This is a genomic window from Pseudonocardia sp. EC080619-01 (assembly GCF_001420995.1).
GTDB lineage: Bacteria > Actinomycetota > Actinomycetes > Mycobacteriales > Pseudonocardiaceae > Pseudonocardia.
In genome coordinates this window covers 5783448-5797601 of the sequence record NZ_CP012184.1, presented here as the reverse complement: position 1 = coordinate 5797601, position 14154 = coordinate 5783448, and the positions used below count along the sequence as shown (strand labels likewise).

Annotated in this window: 13 protein-coding genes; 3 read left to right on the top strand and 10 right to left on the bottom strand. The window is 74.1% G+C overall.

Annotated features, from left to right (window positions below; all coding sequences use genetic code 11):
- Positions 1–31: 31 nt before the first annotated feature.
- From AD017_RS26635 to AD017_RS26625, 3 genes are all read right to left on the bottom strand, one after another.
- Positions 32–1957 (bottom strand): NAD(P)H-dependent oxidoreductase subunit E, encoded by a 1926-nt coding sequence (locus AD017_RS26635; RefSeq protein ID WP_060575934.1) that lies wholly within the window; start codon positions 1955–1957, stop codon positions 32–34.
- 3 nt (positions 1958–1960) lie between these two features.
- Positions 1961–3919 (bottom strand): molybdopterin oxidoreductase family protein, encoded by a 1959-nt coding sequence (locus tag AD017_RS26630; RefSeq protein ID WP_082398963.1) that lies wholly within the window; start codon positions 3917–3919, stop codon positions 1961–1963.
- 103 nt (positions 3920–4022) lie between these two features.
- Entirely contained in the window at positions 4023–4841 is an 819-nt protein-coding gene (locus tag AD017_RS26625) for a molybdenum cofactor guanylyltransferase (protein WP_202968946.1), read from the bottom strand.
- Positions 4842–4913: 72 nt separating this feature from the next.
- Between AD017_RS26625 and fdhD the strand changes: the two genes are divergently transcribed.
- Positions 4914–5741 (top strand): formate dehydrogenase accessory sulfurtransferase FdhD, encoded by an 828-nt coding sequence (gene fdhD, locus AD017_RS26620; RefSeq protein ID WP_010236116.1) that lies wholly within the window; start codon positions 4914–4916, stop codon positions 5739–5741.
- 17 nt (positions 5742–5758) lie between these two features.
- Here fdhD and AD017_RS34740 read toward each other — a convergent pair whose 3' ends face one another.
- Positions 5759–6712 carry a DMT family transporter gene (locus AD017_RS34740; RefSeq protein ID WP_060575933.1) on the bottom strand — a complete coding sequence of 318 codons (954 nt, stop codon included), beginning with the start codon at positions 6710–6712 and terminating at the stop codon, positions 5759–5761.
- Between the two features lie 72 nt (positions 6713–6784).
- Here AD017_RS34740 and AD017_RS26610 point away from each other — a divergent pair, with 72 nt between their 5' ends.
- Complete coding sequence (locus AD017_RS26610; RefSeq protein ID WP_060575932.1) at positions 6785–7954, top strand: LysR family transcriptional regulator; 1170 nt, start codon at positions 6785–6787, stop codon at positions 7952–7954.
- Positions 7955–7992: 38 nt separating this feature from the next.
- On the opposite strand, the gene AD017_RS26605 is transcribed toward AD017_RS26610, so the two are convergent.
- The 6 genes from AD017_RS26605 to dop form a co-directional block, all read right to left on the bottom strand.
- On the bottom strand, positions 7993–9018 hold the full coding sequence (locus tag AD017_RS26605) for an LLM class flavin-dependent oxidoreductase (RefSeq protein ID WP_060575931.1): 1026 nt from the start codon (positions 9016–9018) through the stop codon (positions 7993–7995).
- Positions 9019–9094: 76 nt separating this feature from the next.
- Entirely contained in the window at positions 9095–9517 is a 423-nt protein-coding gene (locus tag AD017_RS26600) for a hypothetical protein (RefSeq protein WP_145984078.1), read from the bottom strand.
- 65 nt (positions 9518–9582) lie between these two features.
- Positions 9583–10398 carry a proteasome subunit alpha gene (prcA, locus tag AD017_RS26595; RefSeq protein WP_010228452.1) on the bottom strand — a complete coding sequence of 272 codons (816 nt, stop codon included), beginning with the start codon at positions 10396–10398 and terminating at the stop codon, positions 9583–9585.
- A 42-nt stretch (positions 10399–10440) separates the two neighbouring features.
- Positions 10441–11337, bottom strand: coding sequence for a proteasome subunit beta (prcB, locus tag AD017_RS26590; RefSeq protein ID WP_082398967.1), 897 nt, complete (start codon positions 11335–11337; stop codon positions 10441–10443).
- Between the two features lie 124 nt (positions 11338–11461).
- Complete coding sequence (locus AD017_RS26585) at positions 11462–11659, bottom strand: ubiquitin-like protein Pup (RefSeq protein ID WP_010228454.1); 198 nt, start codon at positions 11657–11659, stop codon at positions 11462–11464.
- A gap of 167 nt (positions 11660–11826) precedes the next feature.
- Positions 11827–13335, bottom strand: a complete 1509-nt coding sequence (gene dop, locus AD017_RS26580; RefSeq protein WP_033199336.1) for a depupylase/deamidase Dop — start codon at positions 13333–13335, stop codon at positions 11827–11829.
- A 123-nt stretch (positions 13336–13458) separates the two neighbouring features.
- Between dop and AD017_RS26575 the strand changes: the two genes are divergently transcribed.
- Positions 13459–14016 (top strand): NUDIX domain-containing protein, encoded by a 558-nt coding sequence (locus AD017_RS26575; protein WP_060575929.1) that lies wholly within the window; start codon positions 13459–13461, stop codon positions 14014–14016.
- Positions 14017–14154: the final 138 nt, after the last annotated feature.

The window sequence follows — 14154 nt, the reverse complement described above, 5'->3', positions numbered from 1 at the left end:
GCCGCTGCGAATGGTCGGGTGGCCGGGCCGATCACCGGGTGCCCCCGTGGCCGTTCGTCGACGAGCGGTCGCGCGGGGGTGCCGCGATCAGCCCGAGGTCGATCGCGGACGTCACCGCGGACGGCGCGGTCTGCCCCAGCCCGCAGATCGACGCGTCCCGCATCACCCGGGCCAGGTCGTCGAGCAGCGCGATCTCGGTCTCCCGCGAGCCGATCGGCGCGTTCCGCTCCAGGCGGGCGAGCGCCTCCTCCTGGCGGACCGTCCCGACCCGGCAGGGCACGCACTGCCCGCACGACTCGTCGCGGAAGAACGCGGCGATCCGCCGCAGGGTGCCGGTCAGGTCCGCGTCCTCGTCGAACACCAGGACGACGCCCGAGCCCAGGGTGGCGCCGATGTCGCGGGCACCCTCCAGGGTGAGCACGACGTCCAGGTCGCCGGGCAGGACGAAGCCGCCGGCCGCGCCGCCGAGCAGCACCGTCCGCAGCGACCCGCGGGCACCGCCCGCGAGGTCGAGCAGCTGCCGCAGGGTGGTCCCGAAGTCGACCTCGTACACCCCGGGGGTGCCGACCGCGCCGGAGACGCAGAAGAGCTTCGACCCGGTGGACCGGCCGCCGCCGACCCCGGCGAACGCCTGCCCGCCGATGTCGAGGACCTCCAGCACGTTGTAGAGCGTCTCGACGTTGTTGATCGCCGTCGGCTTGCCGAACAGACCGACTGAGGCCGGGAACGGCGGTTTGTTGCGCGGCTCCCCCCGGTAGCCCTCGATCGACTCCAGCAGCGCGGTCTCCTCGCCGCAGATGTAGGCGCCCGCGCCGCGCCGCAGGTCGATGTCGAACGCGAAGCCCTCGCCCATGACGTCGTCGCCGAGCAGGCCGCGGGCCCGGGCGGCGGCGATCGCGTCCTGCAGCCGGCGGGTCGCCAGCGGGTACTCGCCGCGGATGTAGAGGTGCCCGACGGTCGCGCCGGTCACGTACCCGGCGATGGTCATGGCCTCGACCAGGCCGAACGGGTCGCCCTCCATCAGCACCCGGTCCTTGAAGGTGCCCGGCTCCGACTCGTCGGCGTTGCAGACGAGGTGGTGCGGACGTTCCGGCGCCTGCGCGACGCCCTCCCACTTCACGCCGGTGGGGAACGCCGCGCCGCCGCGCCCGGTCAGCGACGAGTCCTTCAGCTCGGCGATCACCCGGGTCGGGCCGAGGTCGACGGCTCGGCGCAGCGCCGCGTAGCCGCCGCGGGAGCGGTAGTCGTCGAGCGAGGACGGGTCGACGACGCCGACCCGGCGCAGCAGCCGCAGGTGCGCACCGGTGCGGGTCTGGGGCGCGCTCACCGTCGCGTCGGCGAAGGCCCGGTCGGCGGCCGAGGCCTGCTCCCCGGACGGGTCGGCGGGCGCGGAGGCGGCCTCCAGGACCGACGACGGGGTCGCCGGGGCCTGGGACAGGTCCGGTTCGCCCGCCCGCTGGTGCAGCACCGCGGGTGCCCGCTCGCACAGCCCGAGGCAGGGGCTGCGGACCCAGCAGGCGGCCGGCGCGCCGTCCGGGCCGGAGCCCGTGCCCTCCGGCCCCAGCGCCGGCCCGAGCGCGGCCGCGATCTCCTCGCCGCCCGCCGGGCCGCACGCGACGTCGTCGCAGACGTGCACGACCCGAGGGGCGCGGGGCTCGACGGAGAACATCGCGTAGAACGTCGCGACGCCGTACACCTCGGCGGGCGGGACCTGCAGCGTGCGCGCCACGTGGTTGAGGGCGCCCTCGGACAGCCAGCCCTCGGCGTCGTGCACGGCGTGCAGCAGCGGCAGGAGCAGGTGCCGGTGCGAGCGGGCGGCGTGCCCGGCGTGCCGGGACCGGGTGGCCCGGTCACCCGCCGTCAGCTCGGCCGCGGACGGCGCGAGCAGCGCGAACGCGGCGTCGACCGCCTCACGCTCGCCCGTGCTCGGTTCCGCCGACGACAGGTGCAGGTCCATCCACTACTCCCCCGCGACCGGCAGCGACCCGGTCACCTTCTCGATCCGCACGGCGGTGGCCTTGAACTCCGAGGTCCCCGACTTGGGGTCCCATGCGTCGTTGGTCAGGACGTTGACGTCGACCTCCTCGCTGAAGTGCGGCGTGAACGACGCCAGTCCCGGCCGCAGCGACGGGTCGAGCGCCACCGGCGCCTCCACCGCCCCGCGACGGCTCGACACCCGGACCCGCTCGCCGTCGGCGATCCCGAGCCGCTCGGCGTCGGCCGCGTCCATCCGCAGCGACTCCCGCCGTCGCAGCGGCGAGGCGTAGCCCCCGGTCTGGACGCCGGAGTTGTAGGCGTCGAGCAGGCGGACCGTCGTGAGGCGGATCGGGAACTCCTCGGACAGCTCGTCGACCGGTGCGACGTGCTCCACCGGCGTGAACGGCGCCGGGGTGCCGCGCTCGGCCGGGTCGTCGGCCCACAGCCGGGCGTGCATCAGCGGGGTGCCCGGGTGGTCCTCCGCCGGGCACGGCCACTGGATGCCGCCGAGCGCGTCGAGCCGCGGGTAGCTCATGCCGTGGTGCCAGTTCAGCGACACCGAGCGCAGCTCGTCCCACACCTGCTCGGCCGTCGGCTCGCCCCAGTCGTGGCCGAGGCGGTCGGCGATGCCGCAGATGATGTGGGTGTCGGGGCGGGCGAGCCCGGGCGGGTCGAGCGCCTTGCGGACCCGCTGCACACGCCGCTCGGAGTTGGTGACGGTGCCCTCGTACTCGCACCAGTCGGCCGCCGCGGGCAGGACGACGTCGGCGAGCTCGGCCGTCGCGGTCCGGAAGATGTCCTGGACGACGAGATGGTCCAGGTCCTCCAGCAGGTGCCGCGCGTGCAGGGCGTTGGCCTCCGACTCGGCCGGGTTCTCACCGATGCAGTAGAGCGCCGACAGCTCACGGCGCTCCATCGCCTCGAACATCTCCGAGAGGTGCATGCCCTTGACCGGCGGGATCGGCTTCCCGCCGTAGACGGCCTGGAACCGGGCGCGCGCCTCGTCGTCGCCCACGTCGTAGCCGCCGGGCAGCTTCGCCGGGATGGAGCCCATGTCCCCGCCGCCCTGGACGTTGTTCTGCCCGCGCAGCGGGACCAGCCCGGAGCCGTACCGGCCGACGTGCCCGGTGAGCAGCGCCAGGTTGATCAGCGCGAACACGTAGTCCGCGGCGTTGTGGTGCTCGGTGATCCCGAGCGTCCAGCAGATCTGGGCACGGTCGGCGCGGGCGTAGGCGTGCGCCAGCTCCCGGATCGACGCCGCGGGCACCCCGGTGATCTCCTCGGCGCGCTCGAGCGTGTACGGCTCGACCGACGCCCGGTAGTCGTCGAAACCGCTGGTGGAGCGCTCGACGAAGGACCGGTTCACCAGACCGGCGTGGATGATCTCCCGCCCGACCGCGTTCGCGAGCGCGATGTCGGTGCCCACGTCGAGCCCGAGCCAGGAGTCGGCCCAGTGCGCGGTGGAGGTGTGCCGCGGGTCCACCGAGTACATCCGGGCCCCGTTGCGGATCCCCTGGAGCACGTGGTGGAAGAAGATCGGGTGCGTCTCGCGGGCGTTACTGCCCCACAGGACGAGGAGGTCGGCGTGTTCCGCTTCGACGTACGCGGAGGTGCCGCCGCCGGCACCGAAGACCGCCGTCAGACCGACGACGCTGGGAGCGTGTCAAGTGCGGTTGCAGCTGTCGACGTTGTTGCTGCCCATCACCGCCCGGGCGAACTTCTGGGCGGTGTAGTTCATCTCGTTGGTCGCCTTCGAGCAGCTGAACATGCCGAAGCGGTCGCCAGGCACGTCCCGGAACCCGGCCGCGGCGCGGTCGAGGGCCTCCTCCCAGGAGGCGGGGCGCAGGACGCCGCCGTCGCGGACCAGTGGCTCGGTGAGACGGACGTGGCGCGGGCGGAAGCCGCGGCGGTCGCCGCCGCGCGGACGGGTGGTGCGGGTCATCGTCGACCTCCGGGTGGTGAGTCCGGTACCAGCACACCGTAGCAATCGGGAGATCGACGTCACAGGGCTCTGTCACACGTGTTGCAGGTCCCGCCGGCTCCGCTCAGCGGGTTCGGGTGACCTCGTCACCCGTGACCAGGGGGAACCACGGCGGCAGGACACCGGCGGGCGCCACCGTGTCCCCGGACGCGACGACCGGGCCGGGCAGCCCGGCCGCGGTCGCCGCCCGTGCGGTGCGGGCACGGCCGCCGTCGCGGAGGCGGACGGCCGGCTGCGGGCGGGCGAGCGCGGCGGCGTACTCGGCCGGCGTGTTGACGTTGGTCAGCGAGTCCAGCCGCGGGTCGAGCCGGGCCAGCACGGGATCCGACCGCAACGTCTCCTCGGCGATCCGGCGCACCCGGACCCGCTCGAACAGCGACGGTGGCCGCCCCTCGCCGGCCGCGGTCAGCTCGGCGACCAGCCCGGCGAGCCCGGTGCGGTAGGCGGCCGCGAGCGGCTGGTGGTGGCCGTGCGCCACCGGCAGGGCGACGTCGTGCCCGGCCAGCAGGTCGAGCACCCGCGCGGCGAAGCCGGGGTGCAGCAGGGGCAGGTCGGTGGAGGCGACGAAGGCGCGCTCCGCCCGCCCGGCGACGGCGGCCAGGCCGACCCCGATCGCCGGCAGCGGCCCGAGGCCCGGCTCCGGGTCGTCGTACACCTCGACACCGGAGGGGAGCTCCGGCAGCTCCTGCCCGGCAGCCCGGACGACGACGACCGGCCCGTCCACCGCCCGGCCCAGGACGGCGACGGTGCGGGTCAGCAACGGGGCGCCGTGCCAGTCCAGCGCGGCCTTCGCCGCGCCCATCCGTGCGGACAGCCCGCCGGCCGGCACGATCCCGGCGGCCGGGCGCCGTCCGCCGTACCCGCGTGTCCCGCCCCCGACCACGCGGGCGATCCTACGGCCGGGCTCCTACCCTGGTGGTCCGGCCGTTCGTCGCGGCCGGAGGAGGGGGTCGAGATGGGACGGTTGACGGTCCGCCGCCCGGTACTGCGGCTGAACGCGGACGGCAGTACCCGGTCCCGCCCGGACACCCTGGTGGCCGAGGAACCGCTGGAGCTGCGGGTGGGCGGGTCCGCGCTGTCGGTCACGATGCGCACCCCCGGCCACGACGTCGAGCTGGCGCACGGCTTCCTGCTCACCGAGGGCGTCATCGGGTCGGGCGCCGACCTGTACGCCGCCCGGTACTGCGACTCGGTCGACGACCAGGGCCGCAACACCTACAACGTGCTCGACGTCGACCTCGCGCCCGGGGTCGAGCCGCCGGACACCTCGCTCGAACGGAACTTCTACACGACGTCGTCGTGCGGGGTGTGCGGCAAGGCGTCGCTCGACGCGGTGCGGCTCAAGACCCGGCACTCCCCCGCCGGTGACCCGCTGCGGATCCGCCGCGAGGTGCTGCTGGCGCTGCCCGACCGGCTGCGCGAGCGGCAGAAGGTGTTCGGCTCCACCGGCGGCCTGCACGCGGCCGCCCTGTTCGACGCCGACGGCGAGCTGCTGGTCGCACGCGAGGACGTCGGCAGGCACAACGCCGTCGACAAGGTGCTGGGCCGGATGCTGATGGACGGCGGCATCCCGGCCGCGGGGACCGTGCTGATGGTCTCGGGGCGGGCGTCGTTCGAGCTGGTGCAGAAGGCCGTCATGGCCGGGGTCCCGGCGCTGGCGGCGGTGTCGGCGCCGTCGTCGCTGGCGGTGGAGCTGGCCGACGAGTCGGGGATGACGCTGGTCGGGTTCCTGCGCGGGGAGACCGGCAACGTCTACACCGGCGCGGAGCGGATCGAGGTCTGAGCCGCGCCGCGCGGGGCTCAGCGGTGCGCGGACTCCCAGGCCCGGGCCTGGCGGTCGGCGAACCGGGTGAGCCGCCCGGCGCCACGGCCCTCGGGCCGGGCCACCCACCCGACCGCGGCGACCACCAGTGCGCAGCCCGCGGCCTGCCACACCGTCAGCGTCTCGCCGAGGACCAGCATCCCGAGCAGCACCGACAGCACCGGGTGCACCAGCAGCAGCGCGCCCGCCGTGCCGGGGGCGAGACCGGCCGAGCCGCGCCCGATCAGCACCCACGCGAGCACCTGGCCCGACAGCGCCATCACGATCAGCCAGGCCCAGGTGTGCGCGGGCATCGCGATCGCGATGCCGTCCCCGAGCATGCCGACCGTCCCGCAGGTGACCCCGGCGCCGACGGTGGCCAGGGCGACCGGGGTGACCAGGTGGCGGGGCCGCCTCCGGGACGCCGACCGGTTCAGGTGCAGGAATCCGGCGTAGGCGATCCCCGCCAGGGTGCCCAGCACCGCGCCCCGGACCGGCTCGGGTCCACCCGCCCCGGCGCCGAGCGCACCCCCGGCGAGGGCGATCCCGCCGAGCAGGACGGGAGCGGCGAGCACCAGCCGCCGCGGGACGCGCTCGCCCGCGACGATCCAGGCGATCAACGGTAGGGCGACGACCTGGACGTTGAGCACGACGTTCGCCACACCGGCCCCGGCGTCGAGCACCGCACGGGTCCAGAGCAGGAAGTCGGCGCCGAGCAACACGCCCGACAGCAGCGACCAGCCCGCCACGCCGAGCGGAACCCCGCCGAACCGGCGGCGCTCGGCCAGCGCCCACGGCGCCAGCACGACCAGCGCCAGCACGCACCGCCAGAACGACGCCGTCGCCGGATCGGCACCGGCGAGCGCGACGAGGATGCCGGTCCAGGCGAGGACCGACGCCCCCGCGAGGAGGAGCAGTGCGGAGTGCGGATCGGTCGCGGTACGTGCGGTCACGGGTCCACGGTCCCCGCCGGGACCGCGAAGATCCAATGAATGCTCCTGCGCTGTACCGCTAAGCTCTGCTGCGTGATCGCGTGGGAGAGGCTGCGGGTGTTCGCCGCCGTCGCCGAGCACGGGTCGGTCGGTGCCGCCGCGGCCGCGCTGCACATCACCGGCCCGGCCGTGACCCAGCAGCTGCGCAAGCTCGAACGCGAGACCGGGACCCGGGTGGTCGAGCCGGACGGGCGGGGTATCCGCCTCACCGCGGCCGGGCACGTCCTGGCCGGGCACGCACGCAGCGTCGCCGCCGCCGTCGCCGACGCGGAGCGCGACCTCGCCGGCCTGCACGACGACGTCGCCGGGCCGCTGCGGATCGGGTCCGTCGCCAGCGCCCTGCGGGTCCTGCTCCCCGAGGTGCTGCGCTCGATCGTCGCCGAGCACCCGCGGCTCGTCCCCACCGTGACCGACGGCGAGGTCGTCGACCTGCTGCCCGCGCTGCGGTCCCGGGACCTCGACGCCGTGCTGCTGGAGAGCTGGACGCAGCGCCCCGTCACGCTGCCCGCCGGTGTGCGGGTCACGACGCTGGTCACCGAGCCGGTGCTGCTCGCCGTCCCCGAGGGGCGGCCGGTCACCGACCGCGACCCGGTGCCGCTGCGCGGGCTCGGGGGTGAGGTGTGGGCGTCGAGCCCGGTCGGCACGGAGCCCTACGAGGCGTTGCTGCAGATGCTGCGGGCGGCCGGGATCGAGCCGGACGTGCGGTACCTCTTCGCCGACTTCGCCACCCAGCTCGCGCTCGTCCGGGCCGGCCTGGCGGTGGCGCTGGTCCCGGCGATGGCGGTGGCCGGGGCGCCGGGTCCCCGCCTCCGGCCGGGAACGGGCGACGAGCACCCGGGAACCGACGAGCACCCGGGAACCGGGGACGAGCACCCGGGGACGGGGGACGAACAGCAGGGAACCGAGGACGGGCGGCCGGCAACCGGGGACGGGCGGCCGGGCGCCGGGGACGGGCAGCCGGGCGCCGGGGACGGGCGTACCGGCGGCGCGGACGAGCAGTCCGCACCGGGTGCCGGCCGGGGTGCCGCGACGGCGGCCGGGTATCCCGGGATCCGGTTCCGGCCCTGCCGTCCCGCGGTGGGCCGGTCACTGGTCCTGGCGACCCGCGAGGCGGACTCCGGCCTGCCGGCCGTGCAGGCCCTCGCGGGCGTCCTGCGGGCCGCCGCCGGCCGCGCGGTGGCGGCGGACCCGGTACCGGGCTGAGCGGCCCGCCCCGGCACCGGCCGGGGCGGGCCGGTCGCTCAGGCCAGCAGCTCCCGCACCTTCGGGATCACCTGCGTGCCGTAGAGCTCGACGGCCTTCATGCGCGCCGACACCGGCTGCGGGCCCACGGTGTAGATCAGGTCGAAGCGCTGCGCCCCGACCGCCCGGACCGACTCGGCGATCCGGCGGGCCACCGTCTCCGGCGACCCGACGTGCAGGGCGCCCTGCTCGACGTCCGCCTTGAACCGGGCACGCGTCAGCGGCGGCCAGCCGCGCAGGGCGCCGATCCGGTCCATCTGCGCCTTGTACGGGGCGAAGAAGACCTCCTTCGCCTCCTCGTCGGTGTCGGCGACGAACCCGGGCGCGTGCATGCCGACCGGCTTCGCGGCGTGCCCGAACTGCTCGACGGCACGCTTGTAGAGGTCGACGTAGGGCGCGAACCGGGCGGGCTGCCCGCCGATGATGGCGAGCATCAGGCCCAGGTCGTGCCGCGCGGTGCGGACCACCGACTCCGGCGACCCGCCGACGCCGACCCACACCGGGATCCGCCGGCCGGCGGTCGGGAAGACCTCGGCGCCCTCCAGCCCGGCCCGGGTGCTGCCCTCCCAGGTCACCGGCTTCTCGTCGAGGAGCTTCACGAACAGGTCGAGCTTCTCCTCGAACAGCTGCTCGTAGTCGTTCATCGAGTACCCGAACAGCGGGAACGACTCGGTGAACGACCCACGCCCGACGATCACCTCGGCCCGGCCGTCGGACAGCGCGTCGAGCGTCGCGAAGCGCTGGTAGACCCGCACCGGGTCGTCCGAGCTGAGCACGGTGACCCCGGACGAGAGCCGGATCCGCGACGTCCGGCCGGCGATCCCGGCCAGCACCGTCTCCGGCGTCGAGATCGAGTACTCCGGCCGGTGGTGCTCCCCCAGCGCGACGACGTCGACACCGGCCCCGTCGGCCAGCACCACCTCGTCGACGACCTGCCGGATGGCCCGCGGATGGGTCAGCAGCACGCCGTCGTCGCCGGTGGGCACGTCTCCGAAGGTGTCCATCCCGAACACGAACTCAGTCATACCGCCCCCAACCTCGTTGACCGTTCAATCATTCCACGGTCCCCGGTAGGCGCGGTCAGGGGCTCGCCGCGGCGGGTCAGCGCTCGCGGGCGTGCAGGTGCCTCAGCAGGTTCGCGGCGAACCGGTCCCCGGTGGCGTCCATCGTCGCCCGCATCGTCCGGGTCACCACCGGGGCGGCCAGCCGGGACAGCGGCAGGTCGACGTCGAGGGTCAGCGAGATCTCGAGGTGCGTGGCGGGGCTGCCGTCGGCATCGGGTTCGGCGTCGGCCAGCGCGTAGTGGCCCTCCGCCCCCGCCCACTCGGTGACGCCGGCGGGCGGGCTGTGCGTGAACTCGATCCGCTTGCCCTCGGTGAAGGTCATGCGCTCGGTGAAGACCGGCTTGATGCCGACGCCGAGGACCGCCAGCTGGACCATGTGCCAGCGCCAGTGCTCGCCCAGGTCGTCGATCCGGCTGAGCAGCGGCGTCAGCCGCGGCAGTATCACCGGATCGGTCAGCACCCGCCACACCGCCGTCCGGTCGGCGGTGACGACCGCCTCGGACTCGGTCCGGGCGGAGAACCGGGTCAGGAGCCGCCGCCCTCGCCCAGGGCGCCCCCGGCGGCCGGCGCGTCGTCGCCACCGGCGACCTCCGGCTCCGGCTCGGCGGTGCCGCGGTTCGTCGCCGGGAGCAGCTCGGTGAGCGCCGCACCCTCGATCCGGCGGAACGTGCGCCGCGGCCGGGTCCGGTCCAGCACCGCGACCTCGAGCGCCTCGGCGCCGAGCACCCGGGGCTGGGAGCCGGCACCGTTGCCCGCGGAGGCCGGGTCCGCACCGGGCACCTGCAGGCCGCCGAGCGCCACGCCGATCGCGGCGTCGAGCTCCAGGCCGTGCTCGTAGGTCTCGCCGAGCTTGGTCGAGATCGGCTCGGTCTGGCCGCCCATGACGACGAACCGCGGCTCGTCGGTGATGGAGCCGTCGTAGGTGATGCGGTAGAGCTGGTCACCGCCGGACTCGGCACCGACCTCGGCCACGCACAGCTCGACCTCGAACGGCTTCTGCTGCTCGACGAACGCCGTACCGAGCGCCTGCGCGTAGGCGTTGGCCAGCATCCGGCCGCTGACGTCACGCCGGTCGTAGGTGAACCCGCGGAAGTCGGCCATCCGGATCCCACCGGTGCGCAGGTTCTCGAACTCGTTGTACCGGCCGACCGCCGCGAAACCGATCTTGTCGTAGATCTCGGAGACCTTGTGCAACGCCGTCGAGCGGTTCTCGGCGACGAACAGGACGCCGCCGGCGTAGGTCAGCACCACGACACTGCGGCCGCGGGAGATGCCCTTGCGGGCGAGTTCCGACCGGTCGCGCAGCAGCTGGTCGACGGAGGAGTAGAACGGCATCGTCATGGGGAGACGCTCCAGGCTCGTGCTCGTGCGGGAGGGGTCGGATCAGCGGGACGGGCCACCCGGGCGCTCCACACGCCCGGCGATCACCCGCTCGACGACGGAGGCGATCTCGCTCTCCTCGCGGCGGGCGGCGCCGTCGGCGGTGATGCCCACGACCACGGGGTAGATGCGGCGGACGGTGTCCGGGCCGCCGGTGGCGGTGTCGTCGTCCGCGGCGTCGTACAGCGCCTCGATCGCGGTCCGCACCGCGCCGTCGAGGTCGGCCGCGGGATCGTAGAGCTTCTTCAGCGACGACTTCGCGAACACCGAGCCGGACCCGACGGCGTGGAAGCCCAGGTTCTCGTCGTACCGGCCACCGGTGGGGTCGAACGTGACGATCCGCCCGGCCCGGGCCGGGTCGTCGACGGTGGGGTCGAACCCGGCGAACAGCGGGACGACGACGAAGCCCTGCATCGCCGCGCCCAGGTTCTGCCGGATCATCCCGGCGAGCTTGTTGGCCTTGCCGTCGAGCGAGAGCGGGACGCCCTCGAGCTTCTCGTAGTGCTCCAGGTCGACGCCGAACAGGCGGACCATCTCGAGCGCGATCCCGGCGGAGCCCGCGATGCCGACGGCCGAGTGGTGGTCGGTGACGAACACCTTCTCGATGTCGCGCTGGGCGATCACGTTGCCCGCGGTCGCGCGCCGGTCACCGGCGATGACGACACCGCCGGAGAACGTGAGCGCGACGATCGTGGTGCCGTGCGGCACGCCGAGGGCGTCGGCGGCGTTCCCGCCCGGTGCCGACACCGGCTGCGGGGTGACACCCGCGCCGGGCATCAGGTGCGGTGCGGTGGCCCCGACGAACTCGGAGAACGACTGCGACCCGGTGAGGAAGGTGCCGAGCTGACCCGTGTGGTGCCCGGGCACCAGCCCGGGGTTGACCGACGGCCGGAACTCCATCTGCTTCGACGTGCCTCTCGTTCGAACTACTGCGCCGGGGGTCCCGCCCGGACGGCGGCCGTTCCGGCACGGCCGGGACGGTACTGCTCTCGCTGGTGAGGCTGCGGTGGCGCCCGTCAGGCGGTCACTCGCCGCCCTTCTGGACGTAGGACCGGACGAAGTCCTCCGCGTTCTCCTCCAGCACGTCGTCGATCTCGTCGAGGATGGTGTCGACGTCCTCGCCGAGCTTCTCGCGGCGCTCCTGACCCGATCCGGACTCGTTCTCACCGGACTCGTCGTCGCCGTCGCCACCGCCCTGGCGCTTGGTCTGCTCCTGCGACATGACGTCTCCTCCTCGCGCTGTGCCTCGCGGCAACCCCTGATCCGCACCCACCGCACGCTCAGGCCGTGCGCCGGAGGTGGATCCGGTCCCCTCCACCCTACCGACCGGCACCGACAAAATCGCCTGTTCCGATCTGGCGTGTGACCGTTCCCCTCCCGGTGGGGAGGTCAGTTCGCGGTCAGCTTGTCCACCAGCTCCTCGGCACTGGACACCGCCTCGAACAGCTCGCCGACGTGCTTGCGGGTCCCCCGCAGCGGCTCCAGCGTCGGGATCCGGACCAGCGACTCCCGGCCCAGGTCGAAGATGACCGAGTCCCAGGACGCCGCCGCGACCTCCACCGGGTAGCGGCTCATGCAGGACCCCCGGAAGTAGGCGCGGGTGTCCTCCGGCGGCTCCGTCATCGCCGCCAGTACCTGCTCCTCGGTGACGACGCGGCGCATCGAACCGCGGGTGACGAGCCGGTTGTAGAGACCCTTGGCCAGCCGGACGTCGGAGTACTGGAGGTCCACCATGCCGAGCCGGCCGGACGCCCACGACAGGCCGTCGCGCTCACGGTAGGCCTCGAGCAGCTTGAGCTTCGCCGTCCAGTCCAGGCGGTCCGCGGTGAGCATCGGGTCGCGGGCCAGGTCGGCGAGCACCGACTCCCACTCCTCGACGACCTCCCTGGTGTCGGGGTCCCAGTCGGACCGCTGGTTGCCGGCCGTCTCCTCCAGGTACGCGACCGCGCGGGCCAGGTACTCCTGCTGCAGCTGCAGCGCGGTCAGGTGCCTGCCGTCGGCGAGCGGCACGGTGACCTGCAGGGTCGGGTCGTGGCTGATGCGGGCCACCGACTTCACCGGCTCGGCCAGCCGGAGGTCCTCGAACGACCGGCCGTGCTCGATCATGTCCAGCACCAGCGCGGTGGTGCCGACCTTGAGCAGCGTCGCGATCTCCGACAGGTTCGCGTCACCGATGATGACGTGCAGCCTGCGGTACTTGTCGGCGTCGGCGTGCGGCTCGTCGCGGGTGTTGATGATGCCGCGCTTGAGCGTGGTCTCCAGGCCGACCTCGACCTCGATGTAGTCCGAGCGCTGCGCGATCTGGTAGCCGGGCTCGTCGCCCTGCTGGCCCAGCCCGACCCGGCCGGCCCCGCACACGATCTGCCGGGACACGAAGAACGGCGTCAGGCCGGTCACGATCGACGGGAACGTCGTGGTGCGGGCCATCAGGTAGTTCTCGTGCGAGCCGTAGCTCGCGCCCTTGCCGTCGACGTTGTTCTTGTAGAGCTGCATCCGCGGCGCACCCGGCACGGTGGCGGCCCGGTTCGCGGCCTCCAGCATGATCCGCTCGCCTGCCTTGTCCCAGACCACGACGTCGCGCGGGGTCAGCACCTCGGGCGTGGAGAACTCGGGGTGCGCGTGGTCGACGTAGAACCGGGCGCCGTTGGTGAGGATGACGTTCGCGGCGCCGAGGTCGTCCAGATCGGTGTCCATCTGCGGGGCCAGCGACGGCGCGGACAGGTCGAACCCGCGCGCGTCGCGCAGCGGCGACTCGACCTCGTAGTCCCAGCGGGCCCGGCGGTTGCGCGGGACGTCCGCCGCCGCGGCGTAGGCGAGCACGACCTGCGTGGAGGTGACGACCGGGTTCGCGGTGGGGTCCCCGGGCACGGCGATGCCGTACTCGACCTCGGTGCCCATGATCCGGCGGGCCGTCACGTCCGGGCCCCTGCGCAAGACTGCATCCACCGAGCCTAACCTCAGCCGCCCTGCTCGCACCCCCGCCGCGCGGCGGCGTCGGCCACTGTCCGATCATCTGCGGGCGTGACGGATCCCGCCCGCGAACGCCTGACCGTCTTCGACGCGGCAGGCACGCCGACCGGCGCCGCCGAGCGCGGCGAGGTCTACGCCCGCTCCCTGTGGCACGCCACGACCGCGATCGCCCTGCGCAGCACCGACGGCGAGCACCTCTACGTGCACCGCCGGACCGACACCAAGCTGGTCATGGCCGGACTCTGGGACTGCTGGGCCGGCGGCGTGCTGGACGAGGGCGAGGCTCCCGACGACTGCGCCGCCCGTGAGCTCGCCGAGGAGCTGGGTGTGACGGGCGTCGCGCTCGAGAAGCTCTTCGTCCTCCCGTTCGACGCCGCCGCGCTCGGCGTCGACACGGGCCCCGGCTCGGGCCCGCACGGGCTGCGCGCCCACGTGCACGCCTACCAGGCGTACTGGGACGGCCCGGTGGTCCACCAGCCGTCCGAGGTGGCCGAGGGCGGCTGGTGGAGCTTCGGCGAGCTGCGCGCCCGGCTCGGCACCCCGGACTACCCGTGGGTGCCCGACGGCCTCTGGATCACCCGGCGCTGGCTCGCCGGAGACGTCGACTAGGGTTCCCGGCCAGCGCGTTTACCAATGGGTAACATATGTCACCCACTCCGGTACCTGGATCGGTTAACAACCGGCGGGTCGCGTGACGACACGACGGGGAGGGTCCAGCGTGGGGCCCTCCCGACGCCCCCACCACGT